Source organism: Streptomyces genisteinicus, assembly GCF_014489615.1.
Lineage (GTDB): Bacteria > Actinomycetota > Actinomycetes > Streptomycetales > Streptomycetaceae > Streptomyces > Streptomyces genisteinicus.
The window spans coordinates 7,123,804-7,146,942 of the sequence record NZ_CP060825.1; the positions used below are offsets into that span (position 1 = coordinate 7,123,804).

At 75.7% G+C, this 23,139-nt stretch carries 22 protein-coding genes; 13 read left to right on the plus strand and 9 right to left on the minus strand.

What is annotated here, in order from left to right:
• The first annotated feature begins 12 nt into the window (after positions 1–12).
• The 11 genes from IAG43_RS30510 (at position 13) to IAG43_RS30560 (ending at position 13,149) form a co-directional block, all read left to right on the plus strand.
• On the plus strand, positions 13–2,127 hold the full coding sequence (locus tag IAG43_RS30510) for an MMPL family transporter (RefSeq protein ID WP_187743885.1): 2,115 nt from the start codon (positions 13–15) through the stop codon (positions 2,125–2,127).
• Between the two features lie 151 nt (positions 2,128–2,278).
• Positions 2,279–3,772: a cryptochrome/photolyase family protein gene (locus IAG43_RS30515; protein ID WP_187743886.1), complete on the plus strand. Its 1,494-nt coding sequence runs from the start codon at positions 2,279–2,281 to the stop codon at positions 3,770–3,772.
• A gap of 123 nt (positions 3,773–3,895) precedes the next feature.
• Positions 3,896–4,705, plus strand: a complete 810-nt coding sequence (locus IAG43_RS30520) for a DUF4397 domain-containing protein (protein ID WP_187743887.1) — start codon at positions 3,896–3,898, stop codon at positions 4,703–4,705.
• A 208-nt stretch (positions 4,706–4,913) separates the two neighbouring features.
• Positions 4,914–5,627 (plus strand): FadR/GntR family transcriptional regulator, encoded by a 714-nt coding sequence (locus IAG43_RS30525; protein WP_187743888.1) that lies wholly within the window; start codon positions 4,914–4,916, stop codon positions 5,625–5,627.
• Between the two features lies 1 nt (position 5,628).
• On the plus strand, positions 5,629–6,465 hold the full coding sequence (locus IAG43_RS30530; protein ID WP_187743889.1) for a sterol desaturase family protein: 837 nt from the start codon (positions 5,629–5,631) through the stop codon (positions 6,463–6,465).
• Positions 6,466–6,500: 35 nt separating this feature from the next.
• Positions 6,501–7,205 carry a lysoplasmalogenase family protein gene (locus tag IAG43_RS30535; protein ID WP_223006004.1) on the plus strand — a complete coding sequence of 235 codons (705 nt, stop codon included), beginning with the start codon at positions 6,501–6,503 and terminating at the stop codon, positions 7,203–7,205.
• Positions 7,206–7,699: 494 nt separating this feature from the next.
• On the plus strand, positions 7,700–9,397 hold the full coding sequence (locus tag IAG43_RS30540; RefSeq protein ID WP_187743890.1) for a hydrogenase maturation protein: 1,698 nt from the start codon (positions 7,700–7,702) through the stop codon (positions 9,395–9,397).
• A 143-nt stretch (positions 9,398–9,540) separates the two neighbouring features.
• Complete coding sequence (locus IAG43_RS30545; protein ID WP_187743891.1) at positions 9,541–10,176, plus strand: DUF6084 family protein; 636 nt, start codon at positions 9,541–9,543, stop codon at positions 10,174–10,176.
• Positions 10,177–10,480: 304 nt separating this feature from the next.
• Complete coding sequence (locus IAG43_RS30550) at positions 10,481–11,404, plus strand: hypothetical protein (protein ID WP_187743892.1); 924 nt, start codon at positions 10,481–10,483, stop codon at positions 11,402–11,404.
• Between the two features lie 108 nt (positions 11,405–11,512).
• A complete protein-coding gene (locus IAG43_RS30555; protein WP_187743893.1) occupies positions 11,513–12,496 on the plus strand; it encodes an aldo/keto reductase in 984 nt (327 codons plus the stop codon).
• Between the two features lie 206 nt (positions 12,497–12,702).
• On the plus strand, positions 12,703–13,149 hold the full coding sequence (locus IAG43_RS30560) for an SRPBCC family protein (protein ID WP_187743894.1): 447 nt from the start codon (positions 12,703–12,705) through the stop codon (positions 13,147–13,149).
• A 63-nt stretch (positions 13,150–13,212) separates the two neighbouring features.
• Here IAG43_RS30560 and IAG43_RS30565 read toward each other — a convergent pair whose 3' ends face one another.
• Positions 13,213–13,851 carry a TOPRIM nucleotidyl transferase/hydrolase domain-containing protein gene (locus IAG43_RS30565; protein ID WP_187743895.1) on the minus strand — a complete coding sequence of 213 codons (639 nt, stop codon included), beginning with the start codon at positions 13,849–13,851 and terminating at the stop codon, positions 13,213–13,215.
• 221 nt (positions 13,852–14,072) lie between these two features.
• On the opposite strand from IAG43_RS30565, the gene IAG43_RS30570 reads away from it, so the two are divergent.
• Complete coding sequence (locus tag IAG43_RS30570; RefSeq protein ID WP_187743896.1) at positions 14,073–14,498, plus strand: SsgA family sporulation/cell division regulator; 426 nt, start codon at positions 14,073–14,075, stop codon at positions 14,496–14,498.
• A 33-nt stretch (positions 14,499–14,531) separates the two neighbouring features.
• Here IAG43_RS30570 and IAG43_RS30575 read toward each other — a convergent pair whose 3' ends face one another.
• The 5 genes from IAG43_RS30575 to IAG43_RS30600 form a co-directional block, all read right to left on the minus strand.
• Entirely contained in the window at positions 14,532–15,488 is a 957-nt protein-coding gene (locus IAG43_RS30575) for a helix-turn-helix transcriptional regulator (protein ID WP_246574625.1), read from the minus strand.
• 192 nt (positions 15,489–15,680) lie between these two features.
• Complete coding sequence (gene thpR / locus IAG43_RS30580) at positions 15,681–16,298, minus strand: RNA 2',3'-cyclic phosphodiesterase (protein ID WP_187743897.1); 618 nt, start codon at positions 16,296–16,298, stop codon at positions 15,681–15,683.
• Between the two features lie 237 nt (positions 16,299–16,535).
• On the minus strand, positions 16,536–18,185 hold the full coding sequence (locus IAG43_RS34725) for a pyridoxal phosphate-dependent decarboxylase family protein (protein WP_246574626.1): 1,650 nt from the start codon (positions 18,183–18,185) through the stop codon (positions 16,536–16,538).
• Positions 18,175–19,647 (minus strand): MFS transporter, encoded by a 1,473-nt coding sequence (locus IAG43_RS30595; protein WP_246574627.1) that lies wholly within the window; start codon positions 19,645–19,647, stop codon positions 18,175–18,177. Before IAG43_RS30595 ends, IAG43_RS34725 begins: the two co-directional genes overlap by 11 nt.
• Before the next feature lie 359 nt (positions 19,648–20,006).
• Entirely contained in the window at positions 20,007–20,579 is a 573-nt protein-coding gene (locus IAG43_RS30600) for a snapalysin family zinc-dependent metalloprotease (protein ID WP_187743899.1), read from the minus strand.
• Positions 20,580–20,947: 368 nt separating this feature from the next.
• On the opposite strand from IAG43_RS30600, the gene IAG43_RS30605 reads away from it, so the two are divergent.
• Entirely contained in the window at positions 20,948–21,394 is a 447-nt protein-coding gene (locus tag IAG43_RS30605; protein ID WP_187743900.1) for a hypothetical protein, read from the plus strand.
• A gap of 37 nt (positions 21,395–21,431) precedes the next feature.
• Here the strand turns inward: IAG43_RS30605 and IAG43_RS30610 are convergent, their stop codons facing one another.
• The 3 genes from IAG43_RS30610 to IAG43_RS30620 form a co-directional block, all read right to left on the minus strand.
• Complete coding sequence (locus IAG43_RS30610) at positions 21,432–22,043, minus strand: Fic family protein (protein WP_187743901.1); 612 nt, start codon at positions 22,041–22,043, stop codon at positions 21,432–21,434.
• The gene (locus IAG43_RS30615; protein WP_246574628.1) at positions 22,030–22,728 is read right to left on the minus strand and encodes a hypothetical protein; all 699 of its coding nucleotides are present in this window, start codon (positions 22,726–22,728) and stop codon (positions 22,030–22,032) included. Before IAG43_RS30615 ends, IAG43_RS30610 begins: the two co-directional genes overlap by 14 nt.
• 158 nt (positions 22,729–22,886) lie before the next feature.
• Positions 22,887–23,123 carry a hypothetical protein gene (locus IAG43_RS30620; protein ID WP_187743903.1) on the minus strand — a complete coding sequence of 79 codons (237 nt, stop codon included), beginning with the start codon at positions 23,121–23,123 and terminating at the stop codon, positions 22,887–22,889.
• Positions 23,124–23,139 lie beyond the last annotated feature (16 nt).

Below are 23,139 nucleotides of genomic sequence, written 5' to 3' on the forward strand. Positions count from 1 at the left end.
TTGGGGATCCCCATGAGGAACACACCGCGCTGGGCCCGGTGGCTGGTACCGCTCGTCCTGCTGGTCGTCTGGCTCGGCGTCGGCGGCACGCTCGGGCCGTACGCGGGCAAACTCGGCGAGGTGGCCACCAACGACCAGGCCGCCTTCCTGCCCCAGGACGCCGAGTCCACCCAGGTCCTCGAGGCGCGTGAGGCGTTCGACCAGGGCGAGACGGTACCGGCGATCGTCGTCTGGACGGCCGGCGGGGACCGGGTCACCGAGGCCCAGCAGGCCGAGGCCACGAAGTCCCTCGCCTCGCTCGCCGGCCGCCCGGGCGTCGTCGGACAGCCCTCGCCCGCCTTCGTGTCCGAGGACGGCGAGGCGATGCAGGCGGTCGTCCAGCTGAAGCCGGACCTCGGTGAGGAACTGCCCACGGTCCTCGGCGAGGTGGACGAGGCGGCCGGCGCCGTGGCCGGCACCGAAGCCGCGATCGCCGGACCCGCGGCGAGCCAGGCCGACCTCTCCGACGCCTTCGCCGGCATCGACGGCCTGCTGCTCTCGGTGGCCCTCGCGGCCGTGCTGCTCATCCTGCTGCTGGTCTACCGCAGCGTCCTGCTGCCCTTCGTCATCATCCTCGGCGCCGTCTTCGCGCTCGGCCTCGCCTGCGCGGTCGTCTACGCGCTCGCCGACCGGGACGTCGTCCGGGTCGATGGACAGGTGCAGGGCATCCTGTCCATCCTGGTGATCGGCGCGGCGACCGACTACGCCCTGCTGCTCGCCGCCCGCTTCAAGGAGGAACTCGCCGTCCGCGGCGACCGGGCCGCCGCCGCCCTGGCCGCGGTGCGCCGGTCCTTCGGCGCCATCACCGCCAGCGCCGCCACCGTCGCCCTCGGCCTGCTGGCCCTCCTCGCGAGCGACCTCACCAACAACCGGGCGCTCGGCCCCGTCGGCGCGATCGGCATCGTCTGCGCCGTGCTGTCCACGCTGACCTTCCTGCCCGCCGTGCTGGCCCTGCTCGGACGCGCCGCGTACTGGCCGGCCAAGCCCAAGCCGTCGGACGCGACGGCCGAGGGCCACGGCGTGTGGCGACGCGTCGCCGCCGTGGTCGACCGGTCCCCCCGCAAGGTGTGGGTGTCCACGGCGCTCGTCCTCACCGCCTTCGCGGCCTTCTCCCCGGCGCTCTCCTCCAAGGGCGTGCCGCTCGACGAGATCTTCGTCAACGACGCCCCCTCGGTCGCCGCCCAGCAGACCCTCGGCGAGCACTTCCCCGGCGGCTCCGGCAACCCCGCCGTGATCATCGCCGACGCCGCGCGGGCCGAGCAGGTCACCGCCGCCGCCGAGGGCACCGAGGGCGTGGCCTCCGCGGCCGCCGTCTCCGCCTCCGGGCGGCCCGGCGGGGGCGAACCGCTGGTCGTGGACGGCCGCGTCCGGATCGACGCCACCCTGGAGGCCGCCGCCGACAGCGACGCGGCGAAGGACACGGTCGAGCGGCTGCGGGAGCAGGTGCACGCCGTACCGGACGCCGGCGCGATCGTCGGCGGCTACACGGCCCAGCAGTACGACACCCAGCAGACCGCCTCGCGCGACCGGACGATCATCGTGCCCGTCGTACTCGCCATCATCCTGCTGATCCTCGTGATGCTGCTGCGGTCCCTGCTCGTGCCGGTGCTGCTCGTCGCGACCGTCGGTCTCAACTTCCTCGCCACCCTGGGCGTCTCGGCCCTGGTCTTCGAGCACCTGCTCGGCTTCAGCGGCACGGACGCCTCGGTCCCGCTGTACGGGTTCGTCTTCCTGGTGGCCCTCGGCGTCGACTACAACATCTTCCTGATGTCCCGGGTGCGCGAGGAGACCCTCGCCCACGGCACCCGGCTCGGCGTGCTCCGCGGGCTGACCACCACCGGCGGGGTCATCACCTCCGCGGGTGTCGTCCTCGCCGCCACGTTCGCCGCGCTGATGGTGATCCCGCTGGCCTTCCTGGTGCAGATCGCGTTCATCGTCGCCTTCGGCGTCCTGCTGGACACCCTCGTCGTCCGGTCCCTGCTGGTGCCCGCACTCGTCGTCGACATCGGCCCGAAGGCGTGGTGGCCGAGCGCCCTGGCCCGCGAGTCGCGCACCCGGGCCGCCGGGAAGACCCCGGCAGAGGTGTGACCCGGGGGCGACCGCCCGGCGGGGCGCTCCGGCCGGAGCGCCCCGCCCGCGCCTAACGTGGGCGAGTGGTCCGGTCCGGTGAACGGGGAGTCACGCCCCGCCCACCGGACCGGACCCCTCTCCGCCCGCCCACCACGGAGGCGACCCCCGCGTGCACTGGCTCTTCGGCGACCAGCTCGGACCGCACTTCCTCACCCCCGGGGAGAGCGGCCCCGGCCGCGACACACCCCTGCTCATGATCGAGTCGCGCGCCGTCTTCCGGCGCCGCCGCTTCCACCGGGCCAAGGCCCACCTGGTGCTCTCCGCCATGCGCCACCGCGCCGCGGAACTCGGCGACCGGGTCGCCTACGTGCGCGCGTCCACCTACCGCGAGGGTCTGGCCGAGGCGGCCGGGTCCCGGCCGGTCACCGTGCACCACCCCACCTCGCGCGCCGCGCTCTCCCTGGTGCGCTCCCTGCCGCAGGTGACGGTCGGGCCCGCCCGCGGATTCCTGGTCGCGCACGAGGAGTTCGCGGCCTGGGCCGACGGACGCGGCACCACCCGGCTGCGGCAGGAGGACTTCTACCGCTGGGTCCGGCGCGGCCACGACATCCTCATGGACGCCGACCGCCCCGCCGGCGGCACCTGGAACCTCGACCACGACAACCGGCAGCCCCCGCCGCACGCGCCCGCGCTCGGCGTCCCCCGCCCGTACCGGCCGCGCGAGGACGAGATCGACGACGAGGTCCGCCACGACCTCGACCGGTGGGAACGCGACGGCGACGTGTCCTTCGTCGGACGCGACGGGCCCCGCCTCTTCCCCGCGTCCCGCACCGAGGCGCGCGCCGCGCTGCGGCGCTTCGCCGCGGAGCGCCTCGCCACCTTCGGCCCGTACGAGGACGCCGTGCTCGCCGGGGACCCCGTGATGAGCCACAGCCTCCTGTCGTCCTCCCTCAACCTCGGCCTGCTGGACCCCGCGGAGTGCGTCGAACGCGCGGAGGCGGCCTGGCGCGACGGGACCGCGCCGCTGAACAGCGTGGAGGGCTTCGTCCGCCAGATCGCCGGCTGGCGCGAGTACGTGTGGCAGCTCTACTGGCACTTCGGCGAGGAGTACCGGCACTCCAACGTGCTGCGGCACACCGCGCCGCTGCCGGACTGGTGGAACGGACTCGACGCGGACGACGTGCGCGCCCGCTGCCTGCACACCGTGCTCGCCCAGGTGCGCGACACCGGGTGGACCCACCACATCCCGCGGCTGATGGTCCTCGGCAGCTACGCCCTCCAGCGCGGCTGGGACCCCGCCCAGGTGACCGACTGGTTCCACCGCTGCTTCGTGGACGGCTACGACTGGGTCATGCTGCCCAACGTGGTCGGCATGTCCCAGTACGCCGACGGCGGCCGGATGACCACGAAGCCCTACACCTCCGCGGGCGCCTACGTGAACCGGATGAGCGACCTCTGCGGACCGTGCCGCTACCGCCCCGGCGACCGGACCGGCGAGCACGCCTGCCCCTACACCACGGGCTACTGGGCCTTCCTCGACCGCCACCGCGAGCGTCTGGCGCACAACCACCGCACCGGCGCCGTGGTGCGCGGGCTGGACCGGATCGCCGACCTCGCCGAGGTGCGCCGCCAGGAGCGCGAGCGCGGCGCCGCACCGCCCTGACGGGGACCGCGCGGGCCCCGTCCGCCGGGCCGGCGGAGCCCGTGCATCCGCGAGGCGTCCCGGCGCGGAAGAGGCTGTGAGACCCCGCACCGGGCGGAGGCACCCCCGAAGGACTGATCGACCATGACCTCTCGGACCCCTCTCGCCGTGGCGGCCGCCGCCGGAGTCTGCGTGATCGGACTCGGCAGCGCCGTCCCGGCCGTCGCGGCCCCCCAGGCACAGCAGGACAAGGCCATGGTGTCGTTGTTCCACGGCGTGCCGGGGATGGACGTGGACGTCTACGCCAACGGTGACGAGCTGCTGGGCGACTTCAAGCCCGGCACCGTGACCGACCCGCAGGAACTCGACGCCGGCACCTACGACATCCAGGTCTTCGCAGCAGGCAGCGGCCCCGAGGGCACCCCCGCGATCGAGAAGTCGATCGAGGTGCCCGCCGGAGCCAACGCCACCATCGCGGCCCACCTGTCCGCCGACGGCAATCCCGAGCTGACCGCCTTCACCAACGACACCGGCGAAGTCGGCGCCGACAAGGCACGGCTGACGGTCCGTCATGTCGCGGCCGCCCCCGCCGTCGACGTCCGGGCCGGCGGCACCCCGATCGTCAGCGACCTCGTGAACCCGAAGGAGGCCACCACCGAGGTCGACGCCGGAACCGTCTCCGCGGACATCGTGCTCGCCGGCACCGACACCGTGGCGATCGGTCCCGCCGACCTCGACCTCAAGGCCGGCAGCGGCACCGCCGTCTACGCCTGGGGCAGCGCCGACGACAAGAACCTGAAGCTCGCGGTGCAGTCCATCGACGTCACCAAGGCCTCGCCCAACGACAGCGCGGCCGTCCTCGCCGGCGGGTCGTGGCTCGCCTGGGCGGCAGGAGCGGCCCTGCTCACCGCCGCGGGCACGCTGACGCTGCGCGGCGCGAACCGGGACAACTGACCGTCCCCGCGGCCCCGGTGTCGCGGGCGTCAGGCTCCGGCGTCTCCCGCGCCCGCGACACCGGCACCACCACGGCCCGGCACCCCTTTCCAGGGGTGCCGGGCCGGACCCGTCCCCGTGACGGGTCTCCCGGCTGCCTGCGCATCCCTCGGAACTCATCTGGTCCAACCAGTTGACCAGTGGCGTCCGAGCCCCCACTCTGATCGCCATGACTGGACAGCACATCCGGCGCGAGGCGGTCTCCGACCAGGTCTACGCCGCCCTGCGCGACCGGATCCTCGGCGGCGCCCTCGCCGCCGGCGACGCGCTCACCCCCGAACGCGACCTCGCCGCCGAGTTCGGCGTCAACCGCCACGCCGTCCGCGAGGCGGTCAAACGACTCCAGCAGGCACGCCTGGTGGAGGTGAGCCACGGCGGCAGGACCGCGGTCCTCGACTGGCGGCTCACCGCCGGACTGGACCTCGCCGTCGGCATCGTCGGCGCCGACGCCGGCCTCACCGTCGACGGCCTCACCCGCGACGCGCTGGAGATGCGGGCCTGCATCGGCGCCGACGCGGCCCGGCTGTGCGCCCTGCGCTGCACCCCGGCGGCCGCGGCCCGGATCGTGGCGGCGGCCGGCTGCTACACACAGGCCGGACCCGACCTCGCCGCACTCGGCGCGGCCGACGTCGCCTGGTGGCGGCTGATCGTCGAGGGCTCGGGCAACCTCGCCTACCTGCTGAGCTTCAACACGCTCGTCAGCGGCGCGCTCCCGATGGCCGACGTCCCCATGGACCTGCGCACCGCCGAACTCCTGGACGTGGACGCCCACGTCCGGCTCGCCGCCCACATCGCCGGCCGCGAACCGGAGGCCGCGGAACGCCTCGCCCGCACCCTGCTCAGCCGCAGTGTGCCGGCCGCGGCCGACAGGGCGGTGCGCTGAGATGATCCCCGCCATCGTCTACGCCATACCCGCCTTCGTCCTCCTCGTCGTCGTCGAGGCCCTCTCGTACCGCTTCCTCCCGGACGACGACGAGCAGGGCTACGAACTCCGCGACACCGTCACCAGCATGTCCATGGGCGCGGGCAGCCAGGTCGTCGGACTGCCCTGGAAGGTGTTCGCCGTCGTGGCCTACGCCGGCGCGTACGCGCTCTCCCCGTGGCAGCTGTCGCCGTCGTCGGTGTGGACCTGGGTCCTGCTGTTCTTCGCCGACGACCTGGCGTACTACGTCTTCCACCGCGCCCACCACCGGGTGCGACTGCTGTGGGCGAGCCATGTCGTGCACCACTCCAGCGTCCGCTTCAACCTCTCCACCGCCCTGCGGCAGAGCTGGACGCCCATGACCACCCTGCCGTTCTGGCTGCCGCTGGCGCTGCTCGGCATCCCGCCGTGGATGATCCTGCTCCAGCAGTCGTTCAGCCTGGTGTACCAGTTCTTCCTGCACACCGAGCGCGTCGGCACCCTGTGGCGGCCCGTCGAGTTCGTCTTCAACACGCCCTCGCACCACCGCGTCCACCACGGCTCCAACAACCGCTACCTGGACCGCAACTACGGCGGCATCCTGATCGTCTGGGACCGCCTGGGCCGCACCTTCGAGCCGGAGGGCGAACGCGTCGTCTACGGCCTGACGAAGAACATCGAGACCTACAACCCCCTGCGGGTCGCGTTCCACGAGTACGCCGCCGCCTGGCGCGACGTGCGCGCCGCCCGGACCTGGCGCGACCGCGCCGGGCACCTCGTCGGCCCGCCCGGCTGGAGCCCGAAGGCGCAGTCCCGGTGAGCGGCGCCGGCACGGCCCGGGGAGGCCGTACCCGGGTGCCCCTGCCGCTCGCGGCGTTCGCCCTGCTGGCGGTGGCGAACGTGACGGCCGTCGCCGTCGGCTCGCTGCCCCTGGAATGGGCGACGAAACCGCTGCTGGCCCCGGCGCTGGCCGTGTACCTGTGGCGTGCGACCGGCACCCGGCACGCCCTCGTCCTCGCCGGACTGGGCTTCGCCACGGCCGGAGACGTCACCCTCCTGGTGCCGGGGACGGCGGCGTTCGCCGTGGGCATCGGGTTCTTCCTCGGGGCGCAGATCTGCTGGACGTCGGCGTTCGTCCGGGCGGGCGCGGTGGCCCACCTGCGGGCCCGCCGGCCGCTGTGCGCGGTGTGGCTGGGCGTCTGGGCCGCGGCCACCGCGGTCCTCGCACCGCTCCTCGGCCCGCCGATGGGGGTGGCGATCGGCGTGTACGGCCTGGCCCTGGTCGTCATGGCGCTGACCGCGCACGCCAAGGGCCGCCGGGCCGCCTGGGGCGGCGCGGTGTTCGTCCTGTCCGACGCGCTGATCGGGGCGGGCGCCGCCGGGGCGGAGTTCCCCGGGCGTCCGGAGCTGGTGATGGCGACGTACACGGCGGCCCTCTTCCTGCTGGTCACCGCCTTCGCCCCGCCGCACGGCGCCCGCGCCCCGGGGACGGACGGGGAGCCGCCGCCGGAGTACGGCCGCCCCCGCGGCGACGGGGCGGTCGGCGCGGCCGGCGGCTGACCCGGGGCACCGGGGCCGCGCACGGGAGGTGGCGGTGCACCCGGGCCGCGCACCGGGGCCCGCCCGGTGCGCGGCCCCGGCCGGTCCCCGCGCGCGGCGCGTTCAGGACACCCGGTCCGGTGCGCCTCCGGTGCTCTCCCGGATCGCGGGCGGTGCGCTGTGATGCGGTCCTGCGGCACCGTGCCTGCCGGGCCGTCCGTCGGTGCGGCGGCCTCGGCGCGGGAGGTTCCGCCGGGCGGCGTGATCCCCGTTCCGGGCCCCCGGACGGCCGCCGCCGCAGCCGCCCGCGCAGCGCCCCGGGCGGTCCGCCGGCCGGGCTCCGGCGCCTACCACGCCCTCGACCCGGGCCCCGCCAAGTGGTGGGAAACGGGACCCGATCGGGTGAGGTGAACGCTGCGCCGCCGGGGCCGGGGCCCGAAGCCCGGCCACGATCGCAGGCGGCCGGGTGGAACGCCCCGAGGGCGGTGTCCACAGCCAACCCCCGAAGGGCCGCCATGCGCATTCTGCTCATCGCCAGCAGCTACAACAGCCTCACCCAGCGGGTCCACGCGGAACTGCGGGACCGCGGGCACACCGTCCCCGTGGAGATCACCCCCGACACCGCCTCCGTCCGTGACGCCGTCGCGCGCCACCGGCCCGATCTCGTCGTCGCCCCCCTGCTCAGGGCCGTCGTCCCGAAGGACGTGTGGACCGCCCACCACTGCCTGATCGTCCACCCCGGGCCCGCCGGCGACCGCGGGCCGTCCTCGCTCGACCGGGCGATCCAGGACGGGGCCACCGAATGGGGCGTCACCGTCCTGCAGGCAGACGAGGAGCTGGACGCGGGCGACGTCTGGGCCACCGTCCCGTTCCGGATCCCGCGGACGGCCGCCAAGAGCGACCTCTACCGCAACGAACTGGCGGACGCCGCCGTCGAGGCCGTGCACCTCGCGGTCGAACGGGTCGCCGCCGGAGCCGCCCCCGTCCCGCAGACCGGTCCGGTGAGCGCCCGGCCCCGCCTCCGCCAGGAGGACCGCCGCATCGACTGGGCGGCGGACACCACCGAGCGGGTGCTGCGCACCCTGCGGGCCGCCGACTCCCAGCCCGGCGTGCGCGACCGGTTGCTCGGCGGCGAATGGTTCCTCCACGGCGGCCACGCCGAGGACACCCTGCGCGGCCGCCCCGGCGACCTGCTGGCCACCCGCGCGGGCGCGGTCTGCCGGGCCACCGCCGACGGCGCGGTCTGGATCCCCGAACTCCGCCTCCGCACCGGCCCCGGCGAGCCCCGGGCCTGCAAGCTCCCGGCCACCCTGGCCCTCGCGGGCCGCCTGCCGCGCCTCCCCGAGCTGCCCCCGCAGGCGGCCGCCGGCGTCCGCACCTGGTCCGACATCCGCTACCGGGAGCACGGGTCCGTCGGAGTGCTCTCGTTCACCTTCCCGGGCGGTGCGATGAGCACCGACCACTGCCGCCGGCTGCTGGCCGCCTACCGCTCCGCGTGCACCCGGCCCACCTCGGTACTGGTGCTCGGCGGGCAGCGCGACGTCTTCTCCCACGGCATCCATCTCGGCGTCATCGAGGCGGCCGCCGATCCGGCGGCCGAGTCCTGGGCGAACGTCAACGCCATGAACGACCTCGTCGGGGCGGTCCTCGGTACGACGGACCGGCTCGTCGTCGGCGCGGTCGGCGGCAACGCCGCGGCCGGCGGCGTCATGCTCGCCCTCGCCGCCGACGAGGTCTGGTGCCGCTCCGGATCGGTCCTCAACCCCCACTACCGCCGCATGGGCCTCTACGGTTCCGAGTACTGGACGTACACCCTGCCGCGCAAGGTGGGCGCCGACATGGCGGTCCGGCTCACCGACGAGGCACGGCCCCTCACGGCGGCCACCGCGCTGGGCATCGGGCTCGTCGACCGGGTGGCCGACTGCGAACCCTCCGCCTTCCTGCCGGAGATCACCCGATGGGCGGCCCGCCTGGCGTCCCACCCGGCCACCCGTACCCGCATCGCCGCGAAGAAGGCCGAGCACGACCGGCGCGAGGCATGCACCCCGCCGGGCGCCTACCGGGACCAGGAACTCGCCCGCATGCGGCGGACGTTCACCGACCCCGCCGCGCCCTACCACGCGCTCCGCCGCGCGTTCGCGCGCAAGACGGCACCCCGCGCCGGCTCCCCGGACGGCCCGGGGGCCGGGGCGCCGGCCCCGGCCGACCGCTGAGGCGCGGTGCGAGCCGCTCCCTGCCACCGCCCTTCGGGCGGACGGACCTGTCCTCACGGCACGCCCCGGCAGCAACGGCGGCCGCCCGACGGCTTCCGCGCCCGGGCGCGCGACCGGCCACGCGAACCAGAGGAGTGCCTGCCGTGACCGAATTCTCCTTCAGCTGCCTCGGGGTGCGGCCCGACCCCTGCGCCGCGGCGCCCACCCTGGTGTTCCGCCTGCGGATCACCGCCTCCACGGGCGTCCGGGTGCACGCCCTCGCGCTGCGCTGCGGGCTCCGCATCGAACCCGCCCGGCGCGGATACGACGCCGAGGAGGCCGCCGCCCTCGGCGACCTGCTCGGCGAACGCTCCCGCTGGGGCGGCCTCGACCCCGTGCGGATCGCCCAGGTCTCCGCCATGGTCCCCGGCTTCGCCGGCGGGATCGAGACCGACCTCGCCGTGCCCTGCACCTACGACACCGATGTCGTCGCCTCCCGCTACTTCCGCTCCCTGAACGGCGGGGACGTCCCGCTGCTCCTGCGGTTCTCCGGCACCGCCTTCACCGGCGCGGCGGGCGTCGCCGTCGAGCCGGTGGACTGGGAGGAGGAGATCTCCCACGCCATGCCGGTGAAGACCTGGCACGAGATGATCGACCAGCACTTCCCCGGATGCGGATGGCTCCGGCTCCCCGGCGACGCGATGGACGCCCTCCTCGCCTACCGCACCCGCAACGCGCTCCCGTCCTGGGAGGCCACCGTCGAGCGGCTGCTCGACGGGGCGGGGGAGGGGGCCCACTGACCGACCGCCGTGCGCGCCGCCGCGCCCGTCGGCGGCGACGGGCACGGCGGGCTGCCGGCACGGTGAACCGGCCTGACCGTACGGTCAGGCGGAATCCATGAGAAACCGTCAGCAGCCGTCAGCCGTACCGGTACGTGCGCCTGCACCGTCCTCGGAGCCGGAGCCGGAGCCGGAGCCGGAGCCGGAGCCGGAGCCGGGGCGGACCCCGGCCCCTTCCCGCCCGCCGGGCGAAACGTGCCGGGCGGCGGGCGGTCGCCGACGCGGGTCCGGGAACCGCCGCGCCGGCGCCGGCGTGATCGTCACCGTGACCCGGAAGAACGACCACGTGCCCGCGGCCGCCCATCTGCTCGCCGTCTGGGCGGTGGGCAGCGCCCTGAGCGCGCTCCAGACGCAGGCGGTGGTCCTCGCCCTCTTCGCCGGCAACCCGCTGTTCGCCGCGGGGCTCCTCGCGATGGTGGCCCTCGTGTCCGTGGCGCTCCTCGCGCTGCTCGGCGCCCATGTGCGTGCTCTCGTGCCCCTCACGGCCCGCCGGGCCGGTCTGGCCGCGTGGGCGGCCTCCGTCTGGTGCCTGGGCACCCTCGGGGCCGCGGGCGCGGTCGTGGTCGGGCACACCGCGGACCGGCAGGGGAGCGGGCTCCTCGCCCATGTGGCGGGCGGCGCCTGCTACGCGGTGGCCGCCGCGTTCTTCGTCCCCGGGGCGCGGGTCCGGCCGGCCGCCTGCGCGGCCGCCGCCGCGCTGATCGCCGGCGGGGCGTACACGGCCTGGGACGCCACGCGGACGCCCACCGTCGACGAGTGGATCTCCGCCGGGGAGGTGGACCGCGCGCTGCTGAGGGTCGGCGACCCGCCACCGGGCTGGACCGTGCGCGCGCTGGGGGCGAGCGAGGACGGCTTCGGCGCCGAGTACGAGCGCCCCGGTCACCCGCGGCTGCACCTCGGCGTCGCACGGGCCGGGCGGGACACCCGCCGCGCGGACGCGGCCGGCTGTCCCGTCCCCTTCGGCGAGCCGATCGTCTGCACCGACGACGGAGGAGGCCGCCTGCTCATCGCGCACGGAGGCGGCTTCCCGCGCAGCGAGCTGCGCCTGACCCGGGACGGACTGGTCCACACCGTCACGGTCGAGGGCGACCGTCCCGACCTGGCCGCGGCCCGCCGCGTCCTGGCACGGCTTCGGCCCGCGACCGACGCCGAACTCACCGGCCTGCTCGACCTGCCGATGCGACGCTGAACACCGCCCCCGCCGGGGCCGCGCCCCCCGGAGCGGCGGGCCACGGCGCGGGGCGACGCGCCCCACCCGCACCGGAGGAGGCGAGGTCACCCGGCATAGGATGCGCGCATGGAACAGCGTGTGCTCGGCAGGACCGGTCGTGACGTCTCCGTCGTGGGGCTCGGCACGTGGCAGTTGGGCGCCGACTGGGGTGACGTCGCCGAGGACGACGCGCTCGGCGTCCTCGACGCCGCGGTCGAGGAGGGCGTCACCTTCTTCGACACGGCCGACGTCTACGGCGACGGGCGCAGCGAGCAGCTCATCGGCCGCTACCTCCGCGAGCGCCCGGACGCCGGGGTGTTCGTCGCCACCAAGATGGGCCGCCGGGCCGACCAGGTCCCGGAGAACTACGTCCTCGCCAACTTCCGCGCCTGGAACGACCGTTCCCGCAGGAACCTCGGCGCGGACCGGCTCGACCTGGTGCAGCTGCACTGTCCGCCGACCGCCGTGTACTCCCGGGACGAGGTCTTCGACGCCCTGGACACCCTGGTCGCCGAGGAGCGGATCGCGGCGTACGGGGTGAGCGTGGAGACCTGCGAGGAGGCTCTCGCGGCCATCGCCCGGCCCGGCACCGCCTCCGTGCAGATCATCCTCAACCCGTTCCGGCTCAAGCCGCTCGACGACGTGCTGCCCGCGGCCGCCGCGGCGGGAGTCGGCATCATCGCGCGGGTGCCGCTCGCGTCCGGCCTGCTGTCCGGCAGGTACACGAAGGACACCGTCTTCGCCGCCGACGACCACCGCACGTACAACCGCCACGGAGAGGCGTTCGACCAGGGCGAGACGTTCTCCGGCGTCGACTTCGCCACCGGGGTCGAGGCGGCCGCCGAGTTCGCGGAGATCACCGGTCCCGAGCGGGCACCGGCCGCGGCGGCCCTGCGCTGGATCGTCCAGCAGCCCGGTGTGACGAGCGTGATCCCCGGAGCCCGTTCCGCCGCGCAGGCCCGCGCGAACGCTGCCGCCGCCGGCGGGCCGCCGCTCCCCGCGGCCACCCTGGACGCCGTCCGCGACCTGTACGACCGACGCATCCGTGCCGGGGTGCACCACCGCTGGTAGTGCGCGCCCGGCGGTCACCCGCGGGCCCGCGTTCCGCCGGCCCCGGGCCGGGTTGCCGGGTGTCGCGGCCGGGACGTCGCCGGTGCCGTGCGTAAGGTGCCAGAGGCGTCCGGGCGGGGCCCGAGCGTCCGGCACACCGGGCGCACGGCCGCTGTCCGGCCCCGTCCCCGCACCCCGTCCCGGTCCCCGCAAGGAGCGTGAGCGGCATGGCCCGTACCCGCCGTCTGATCCTCAGCCCGCCCGGCGACGTGTGGCGTCTGCTCGCCGACGGCCACCGCTACGGCGAGTGGGTCACCGGGACCCGGCGGGTGACGCACGCCGACTCCCACTGGCCGGACGTGGGCGCCCGGCTCAGCGTCCGGGTCGGGGTGGGGCCGCTGACCCTCGACGACACCTGTGTCGTGCGCGTCTGCGAACCCGGGCGGCGCCTCGAACTGGAGGCGAAGGCCGACCCGTTCGGTGCGGCACGCATCGCCATGCGCCTGCTGCCGTGGGGCGGGAGCACCCTCCTCACCCTCGACTGGCACCCGCTGCGCGGCCCCGGCACCCGGATGCACGGGCTGCCCGTGGACTACCTGGTCGGCATCCGCAACGGCATGATGCTGACCAAACTGGCCCGGATCGCCGTCCGGGAGCGCGCCCTGAGGGTGTGACAGGCTCCGCGGCGGGTGCGGCGTCCGTGGGGACGGGCCGGCGGTCGCCGTTTCCGGGGTGCCTCACAGCGTCGCGAACAGGTCCTCCAGCGGGCGCGGGGCACGCCCGGGTCCGAGTGCCTCGACCAGCAGCCGCCCGTAGCGGATCTTGCGGCCCTTCTTCGTGCCGAGGAAGCGCCGCAGCTGCTCGTGCACGGGGCGCTCCAGCTGCGCGGGCTGCCGCCGGAACGTCTGCCAGGGCCGCAGGTCGCCCTCCGCACGCACGATCTCCTCGACCCGGTCCGTGCCCAGCGCGCGGAGGAACTCGTCCTCCAGGTCGCGCGCGCAGACGAACACGTCCCGCGGCGGCGCTCCGGCCCGCAGGAACGCGCGGTCGTAGAACGGGTGCTCGTTCTCGTCGCACAGCCCGGTGAGACGGAGCCCGAGCCCGCCGGGTCCGAGCAGGACGGTGAACCGGCCGACGCTCATCGCCCCGCCCATCGGCACCACGCACACCCCCTCGGCCGCGAGGTCCCGGCCCCGCCGGGCGGCGAGCGTCTCCACTGCCGCCACGTCGCTCAGCCCCTCCAGCAGCACCGCGGTCCGCACCGGCAGCAGTGCCGCCAGCTCCCTCGCCCGTGCGGCGGGCTCACCGGCCCCCGGGCCCGTCCCCGCCGCCGCCCAGCCCGTGACCGCGTCCCGGAACGCCCGTACATCCGCCATGGGCCCGAGTCTGCACCCTCGCCCCCCCGGCACGTCACCGCGATTTCCGGGGGCGGGCCGTGCCGCTGACGGCCGTTCGCCCGTGCGGGGCCGCGTGCCGCGAACGGCGTGTGCGGCACGGGCGTTTCCGCAAGCGAACCAGCAGGTGTAGCGCACCGATTCCCGGTGAGGAGACGGGGGACGCGCACAGCGGCTCCGACCGACCGTCGAGGGAGATGCACATGGCCACGTTCAGCGACGGCAGTCTGCCGGACCAGCGCAGCACCACGCGGCGGGTGATCGCCCATCAGGTCCGGGAGGACACCCGCATACCCGTCACCACCACGCTGCGCTACGACAGCCGGGACCCCTACGCCGTCGGGTTCGTCTTCCACGTCGCGCCCGGCGCGGACGTGGTCTGGTACGTCGACCGTGGCATGCTGCACGCGGGCGTCGACGCGCCCGCCGGCACCGGCGACGTCCGCGTCTCGCCCTCTCCCGGCGGTGAGGTCCTGCTCGATCTCGACCGGGACGGGCACCGGGCCCTCATAGCGGTCGACCGCGGACCGCTGGTGAAGCTCCTGCGGAAGTCGTACGCCCTGGTGCCCCTGGGCGGCGAGAGCGCCCACCTCGACTGGACCGCGGTGACCGACGCCCTGGCCTCGTGACTCCCCGCCCGCGGGCTGCCGCCGGCCGGCAGGTCAGGGCGCGGCGCGCAGGGTGTCGGAGGGCGAGGCGCCGTACGCGTCCCGGTAGGCGGCCGCGAAACGGCCCGGGTGCGCGAACCCCCACCGGGCGGCGATGTCCAGCACGCTCGACACCTCGGTGGTGGCGGCCCTGAGGTCGCCGTGGGCGTGCGCCAGACGCACCCGGCGCAGATGACCCAGCGGCGTGGTGGACGCGTGCCGCCGGAACGCGTACTGGACGGCGCGGGGCGTCACCCGCACGGCCGCGGCGATGTCCGAGAGCCCGATGTCCCGGTGTGCGTTCTCCTCGATGAAGGTCATCGCCCGGCGCAGCGTGGCGGTTCCGGCGTCCCTGCCGTCGACGGGCCGCGGCCGGTGCGCCGTCAGCGTGCCGGGCAGGGACGTCAGGGCGACCGCCGCCAGGTGGCGCAGGGCGGTGGAGACCACCAGGCCTTCCGCCGCCGGGGCGGGCCCGCCGAGCACGGTGTCGCGCAGGAAGGCTACCGTCCTGCCCAGGCGGCGCCCGGCCTCCTCGTCGACGGGCGTCCGGCCGGTGAACCGGACCGGGCCGTCCCGCCGTTCGTCACCGCCCGCGACCTGGTCCAGCAGCGCGGCGTCGAACATGGTGATCGTGTAGCGGGCCCCGCGCTCCTCGCCCGTGTACGGCCGGTCCGGGAGCGCGACCAGGAAGGTCTCACCGGGGCCGTGCGCGGTGCGGCCGCCGCCGGTGGTGTCCACGATCAGACCGCGGTGCAGGGTGATCAGACAGACCTTGTCCAGTGCGCCCGCGTCGTACGACAGCGTGTAGTCGAAGTCCACCTTGTCGACCAGCAGACCGCCGGCCGACGCGCGTTCGATGCGCGCCCCGGTCTTCTGCGGGCGTCCGCCGATCCGCATGGGCGTGTACGCGCGGCTGAGGAAGTCCTCCGTCACGTCGAGGCGATTGCTCTGGAACGCGAGTGTCTCGATCACGGCGGCTCCCCACCTGTCGTCCGGTGCGCCAGGACACCCCCGTCCGACCAGACGGTACGCGCCGCCGTACCGGACGCGAAATCTCCGTGTCGGCGTACGGCCAGGTCAGGGGCTTTTCGCCCTGATCCGCCCCGATCCGCCCCTCGATCCGCCCCCCGGGGTGTGCCCTGAGGGGCCGCTCCGCCGTGCGCCTCAGGGCCCCTCGAACGGCCAGGAGGCGATGTCGCCGTACCGTATCGGCCCCGGCCCCCTGCCGAAGTCGCTGCCCACCAGATGGAGTCGGGCGGCCCGCCACGGGATGCCCGTGAATCCGGCGAGCCCCTCCGCCGCCCGCGGCACGGCCGCGATGTCGTCGCGGCGGGCGCGGGCCAGGGTGAGGTGCGGTCGCAGAGGGCGGCCCGTGAAGGGGACGCCGGCCTCCCCGACCGCCGCGCGCACGTCGCCGGCCAGCCGGTGCAGCCCGTCGAGGTCCCCGGCGATCCCGGTCCACAGCACCCGCTCGTCGAAGTGTCCGCCGCCGCGCAGCGCGAGCGCGAGCGGCCGGCGTGCGGACGCCAGTTCCGCGAGCGGTGCGCGCAGGGCCGGCACGGCCGCCACGGGAAGCTCGCCGAGGAACGCCAGGGTGATGTGCCAGTCCTCGATGCGGTTCCAGCGCATGCGGGGGTGCGCCGCATACGCCGGGGCCAGGGCCCGGGCCAGCTCGTCCTTGGCCTCGTCGGGAGGGGCGAGGGCGATGAAGACCCGGGTGGTCGACGCGGGGCGCCCCGGGTCCGCGTGCGGCACGCTCCCGTGCCCGGACGCCTCGGTCATCGTCGCTCTCCCGCCCGCCGTGCCGCCGGCCGGCCCCGCTCCACGTCGGCGAACCGCTCCACCACCCGTGCTCCCCGTCCCGTGATTCCTGCCGCACCGAGCGTACGGGGTCCGCGGCCGTCGGCTGCGCCGGGGCCTGCGCGACGGGTGCCGGGGCGTGCCAGGGGATGCCGGGCCGGGGCCCGGTGGGTGGGAGTGCAGCGGTCGCCGGTGGGCGACGGGCCCGGCCGGTGGGTGTCACACGTGGAAGACCGAGCCGATGAACTCGGTCAGCAGCCGCTCCTTGAGCGGCCGGGGCAGCGCGTCGAGCAGCATCAGCACGGGGGCCGTCCGGGCCGGCAGGCCGTTCCCGCCGCCCAGCCCGGCGAACGCCAGGACGGCGGCGACCTCGTCGGGGCCGAGGGAGTCCGGGTCGAGCCCGGCGGCGAGCGCGGCCAGACCCGGATCGACGGTGACCGGCGGCAGCGCGCGGGCTGCCGCGAGGGCCGCCGCGAGATCCTCCAGCAGGGCGTCCACCCGGCCGGCGGTGGCCGGTGTCAGGGTCAGGTGGAGATTGGGCGGCAGGCCGTCGAAGGAGAGCTGGGGCTGGAGGTACCAGCCCCGCTCGCGCATCTCGTCGGCCAGGTGCAGCAGCAGCCCCAGGTCCGGCTCGCCGCCGCGGTCCGTGCCGGACGGTCCGTGGCCGTCCGCCGGTCCGGCCCGTCCGGCGCCGCGGTCCGCCGGTGACGGGCCGCGACCGCCCCCGGCCGTGGACGGCCGGTCGTCCCCCTCCGCTCCGGCCGGTCCCTCGTGCCGTTCCGCTCCGGCCGGCCCGCCGGGGTGCTCCGCCTCCGGCCCGCTCAGGACGGTGACGGCGACGAGCCCGGCGACCGGGTCGCCGAGCACCCGCAGACCGGGCATCGCCCGCAGCCCGGACAGCAGCCGGTCCGACGCCGACGCCACCTCGCCCGCCAGGGCCGCGTAGCCGTCGTCGCCGACGTACCGGAGCACGGCCCACGCCTGCGCGAGCAGTCCGGCCGGTTTCGTGCCCTGCACCGTCGGGTTGACGACCGGGTACCCGGGCCAGCCGGCGTGCGCGAAGTACTGGTGGCGGCGCAGCTCCCCGTCGCGGTACAGCACCACGGAGGCCCCCTTGTCCGCGTACCCGTACTTGTGCAGGTCGACGGAGAGGGAGGTGACCCCCGGCACCGACAGGTCGAAGGGTTCGATCTCCCGCCCGGCCCGGCGCAGCCGGGGGAGGAGCCAGCCGCCGATGCACGCGTCCACGTGGCACAGCACGCCGCGCCGGGCCGCCGCGGCCGCGATGGCGCCGACCGGGTCGATGACTCCGTGCGCGTACGACGGAGCCGAGGCGACGACCAGCACGGTGCGGTCGGTGATCGCCGCGGCCGTCCCGGCCGCGTCGGCCCGGAAGGTCACCGGGTCGACGGGGACCACGACCGTCTCCAGGCCCAGGTAGTGCGCGGCCTTGTGGAACGCCGCGTGCGCCGTGGACGGCAGCACCATCTGGGGCGCCGTGACCCCGCGGCGGGCCCGCGCGTGGTCGCGGGCCGTCTTGACCGCCAGCAGGATGCTCTCCGTGCCGCCGCTGGTGAAACTGCCCTGGCAGCCCGGTGTGCCGAGCACCGCCGCGACGGCGCCCACCACGTCGTTCTCCAGCCGGGCCACGCTCGGGAAGACCGTCGGGTCCAGGCCGTTGACCGTGGCGAAGGCCGCGTACGCGGCGGCGGCCAGCTCGTCGAGTCCGTCGAGCCCGGCGTCGTACACGTAGGCGAACGTCCGGCCGCCCCTGGTGGGGGCGTCGCCCGCGCGGAGCCCGCGCAGCTCGGCGAGCAGCGCGTCGGCGGGCTGTCCGCCGCCCGGTGGGCGGGCGGGTTCAGTCGGCATTGCCGTCCCTCACTTCCTGCTGCGCTGCCGCCTGTCCGGGCACGGCAGGCGCGGGGGCGTCGTGGGTGTCATGGGCGTCCGGGCCAGCGGAGCCGCCGGCCGGGGCGTCGCCGGATCCGGGCGGCACGCCGCCGTCCTCGTGGTAGCGGTGGAGCAGCCACAGGCTCGCCGCGGCCGCGACGGCGGGCAGCAGGCTCATGCCCGCCGCGATCCCGGTGAGCGCGGAGTCGGGCTGCGCCACGCGGTGTTCGGCGTCCGACGAGCGGAACCCGCTGGCCGCCAGCACCGCCGCGAACAGCCCCGCCCCCAGGGCGAACGCCAGTGTCTCGGCGGCGGTCCACAGGCCGGTGAACGTGGCGGCCCGCCGTCGCCCCGTGCGCAGGACGTCGGCCGCCAGGGTGTCGGCGAGCATGGAGAGCGGCAGCAGCTGGAGTCCCGCGTAGGCGACGCCGATCAGCACGACGGCACCGTAGCCCGTGACGGGCCCCGCGACGGGCGTGAGCGCGAGGACCAGCGCACCCGCAAGGAAGAGCAGCGAGGCACACCACTGGGCCCCTTTCACGCCGAGCCGGTCCGCCAGCCGGCGCCACAGCGGCATCACGAGGACCAGCGGGCCGATCAGGCAGGCGAACAGCGGCGTCACCGCGGCGGGCGAGCCCAGGGTGTACGTGGCGAAGTACTGCACCCCCGCGAGCATCACGCCTACCGCGAGGGCCTGGAGGGTCCACATCCCGGCGAGGAACAGGAAGGGGCGGTTCGACCGTGCCGCCGCCAGTTGTGCCCGGAGCGACGGCTCGGCCCGGCTGCGGGCCACCGCGGGGGCCCACCGGGTCGTGAACCACGCACCGAACATGCCCACGGCCAGCAGCGCGGCGACGGCGACCCCCATCAGCCGGTAGCCCGCGGGGCCGCCGCCGTCGGCGTGCGCGATCGCCGGGGCGGCCGCGCCGGACAGCAGGATCGCCACGCCGAGGAACCCCACCCGCCAGGCCAGGACCCGGCCGCGCTCGGCGGGGTCCTCCGTCATCTCGGCGGGCATCGTCACGTACGGCACCTGGAACACGGCGTAGGCGGTGGCCGCGAGGAGGAACAGCACGGCCACGTAGGCGGCCGCGACCGCCCCCCGCAGCGGGGGCGCGGCGAAGACGAGCGCGAACAGGGGCGGGAGGGTGCAGGCTCCGGCGAGCAGGAACGGCCGGCGCGGGCCGCCGCGCAGGCGGCTGCGGTCGGAGAGGGCGCCGACGAGCGGGTTGACGAGGACGTCCCACGCCTTCGGCAGGAAGACGGCGAGGCCGGCGACGGCCGCGGGGACGGCGAGCACATCGGTGAGGTAGTAGAGCAGGATGAGTCCGGGCACGGTCGCGAAGGTGCCGGTGCACAGCGAGCCGAGCCCGTAGCCGACCCGTACCCTGCCCGGCAGCGGGGCGGGCCGCCCTCCGGTGCCGCGGACGTCTGCTGACATGGCGCAGATCATGGACGACGGTCCGAGCGGGCGGCAAGAGTCGTGAGCCGGCGTATCCGCGACCGGCGTTGCCGTTGTCCTTGCCGCCGGCGCCCCGGTCGGCGCGCGGTTGCTGGAGTCGCCGCCGCAGTCGCCGGTGCCGGTGCCGGTGCCGTCGCCGCGGCCGCGGCGCTCGGTACGGGCGCGGGCCCTCCGCGCCGCCCGCCGCCCGCCGCCTGCCGATCGCGGCGTCCGAGCGCGGTCCGGCCCGCGCTCCCCAGGGACCGGACGTGCCGGTGCCCGCCCCCGGCTCGGGAGCGGGCACCGGTGGTCCGCCCGAGGCGGCCCTCGTGCAACGGCCGCGCGCTACGGGACGGTTCTCAGTGCGCGTCCACGAGGACGCGTCCGTCGGCCGGTGTCCGTGCGGCGCCCTGTGCGTAGAGCGCCGCGACGCGGGCCCGTTCGGCCGCGTCGGGCACGGAGTTGCGGCAGCCGGTGCCCGCGCTGGAGCCCGACATCAGCTGGGAGCAGGGTCCGGGCTTGGTGTCCGGCAGCCCCAGGTTGTGTCCGATCTCGTGGGCGGCGATCCGGGTCTTGTCGTGGCCCTGGGTCACCGCCTGGCTGCCGAGTTCGACGCGTGCCCGCCCGCCGGGGCGGACCGGGCCGAGCGTGGCCTGCGGCCAGCCGGTGGTGGCCACGATCTGTATCTCCGCGGTCGTGCCGGGCGGGGCCTCGACCAGGTGCACCGTGTCGACGGCGGCGTTCCACCGGGCGACTCCGGCGGCTATGGCCGCTTCCCAGCCGGCTGCGCGGCTGTCGTCGTAGCGCAGTGTCACGACGGCTGCGGCGCTCTGCTCCGGCTGCGGTGCGGCGGCGACGTCCGCGGCCGGCGTCACGGCGAGCGCGATCGCCGCCGCGGCGCCGGTCCACGCCGTCCATGTGCGGTTCGGCATTGCTGTCCCTTCGCTGGTGGGGGGACCCGGTTCCCTGCGGGGCCGGGCGCGTGGGAGGGAGCATGTCGGTGAACTCATGCTGCCTTGTGGGCAGTTGAGGTTTTCCCCTCTTGCGGCCGGCTACGCCTGCCCGTCCCGATCCGGCTCCGGCGCGGTCCGTCCGCGCGGGCCCGTCCGGCGGTCGTCCCCTGTCCGGCGCAGCGGGCGCGGGCACGCGAACTCCCCGGCGGCCGCGCCCGGAAGGACCGGGTGCGACGGGAACGGCGGCTCCGGCGGGCGGGCCGCGGAACACCCCATGCCCGCACGGTCCGAGGGTCGACCCGTATGCCGCAGACTGCCTCCCCGTCAGCGGGGGAACAGAAGCCTGCATGACAGCCGACCATCCGCAGCCGCCCGACGAGGCGCACCGGCGCCCGGAGGGCGTTTCCGACATCACGGTCCGCGCGCTGGGGGCGCTCTCGGAGGCGCTGGAGACGGTGGAGCGCGCCCGTGGCGCGCTGTACACGTTCCATCAGCTCACCGGTGGCGCCGACCTCGCCCTGGACGACGCCGTGCGACTGCTCCGCGAGGCCGGGCACGAGGAGCAGGCCGACCGCGTGGAGAGGGAGATCGTCGGCCGCAACGTCATCCCCGGCCACTGGACGTTCCAGATCGTCGAGGCCTACAACGCCACCTACTACGGGCCCTTCCGGGATCTGGAGGCGGCTGTCCGCCACGAGCTCGCCGCAGGTCGCGACCACCTGTACGAGGCGGAGATGAAGGAGGCGCGCCGCACCGCGAACCACCCGGACCACACGGCTCTGCCGCCCGGGTGACGCGATGCGGGGGAGCCTTGGCCCGAGCGCGGACGGTTCAGGGCCGGTGGCGGCCGAGCACCCCGATGAGAACGGCGAGGTCGGCGGCACCGGCCGGATCGTCCGCGTAGCGGGTGGTCTGGAGGGGCCCGACCTCGGGCAGGACGATGCCCTCCCGGGCCAGGACGTGGACGAGGGTCAGCAGTGCGGCGCGGGCGTTGCCGTCGGCGAAGGGGTGGAAGAACGCCACGTCGAGGCAGGCGCGGGCGGCTCGGGCCGCCAACGGGTGTTCCGGGTCGGTCGTCTCGTGGAGGCAGGCGTCGAAGTCGGCCCGTGTCCGGGAGGTCAGGCCGTACCGCTCGCGGCCGCCCTTCGCCCAGGCGTCGCCCGCACGGAACCGCGGCGGCTCCGGTGCGGCGAGGACATGGCTCTGCCAGCGGGCGAGCAGGGCGAAGTCCAGGGCGGTGCGGCGTGCGGCGTCCTCCCGGGCCACGCCGTACGCCGCGAGCAGACGTTCCGCCCGTACCGGGTCGCGTCGGCGCACCGGCCCTTCGCACCAGGACCGGAATCCGTCGCGGCCGGGCGGGTGGTGCCCGAGGACCGGCGCGCTGTGCCAGTCGGCCTCGCGTCGCACACGCATCCAGGCCGAGAGGCTGTCACCGGCGGTCATGGAGTTCCTCCAAGGCCTCCCTCTCACGGTGGCCCCGGTACGGATCGCGGCCGGTGAGACCGACGGCGAAGTCCTCGCCGACGGAGTCGATGAGCGTCCGCCGAGGGGGGACCCAGCTCCGGAACCGGCCGCCGATCGCCCTCTCCACCGCTCGCTCGGCTTCGGCGCGGTCCATGCCGGTGCTGGTGAGGAACCAGTTGAGGACGCGCGAGGTCTGGCCGCACCAGGCGTTGTCCGCGCCCGAGTCCACCGCGTAGGTCACCAGCCGGACGCAGGCCCGCTCCAGATGCCAGCTGCGGTCCTCGGGCGAGGCGTCCGCCGGCGGCGCCAGCTCGGCGAAACGCCGGGCCGTCCGTTCCAGCCACGTCCGCCACTCCAGCAACGCGGCCACGACGCGCTCCGCGGTCTCGTCCGGAGTCGTCACCGAACTCGGCCCCCCGGCCCAGGTACCGACGGGCCCCCCGCTGGAGTGGCACCATGTCCATCCCCAGGTCCAGGCGCCGTATCGCTCCCGGATGATCGCGTCGACCTGGCGCTCGCACCAGCGTTCGCCCTCCCACCAGCCGGCCATGCCGGAGGGAACCGGGGGCACCCATGCGCGGACCAGCGAGCGCAGCCGTGCCTCCTCGTCCTCGTCCCAGACGAACGGGTGCCGGTCCGGGTCGCACGCATCCCAGTGACGCATGGCTTCATAAGGCATACGGGGCACGCGGTCGTCGGGGAGGGGCAGAGTGTCCCGGTCGTACGTCAGGGCCGGCCGCGCTTCCTGTCCGAGGTGTGGGCCCGTCAGTATCCGCTGCACGCCCGGTGGGAGGCGAACAGTTTTCCGGAGCGCGGTCAGCCCTAGGCCTTGTCCGCGTCGCGGGCGGCCTGCCGCACGTCGCGTTCCAGCTGCCGGGGGTCCACCTTGGCGGCCGCCGCGTGTTCCGCCACGGCGTTCTCCACGACCGCCGCCGCTTCCCGCCACACCCGCTGGGCCTCCGGGGCGTGGCCCTGCCGCTCGGCCTCGCGCCGGGCGGCGTCCGCGTCGCGCTGGAGCGCCACGAGATCGTCTGGGGGAGTCGATGATCGCTCAGCCATGGCCGGATCATACGGA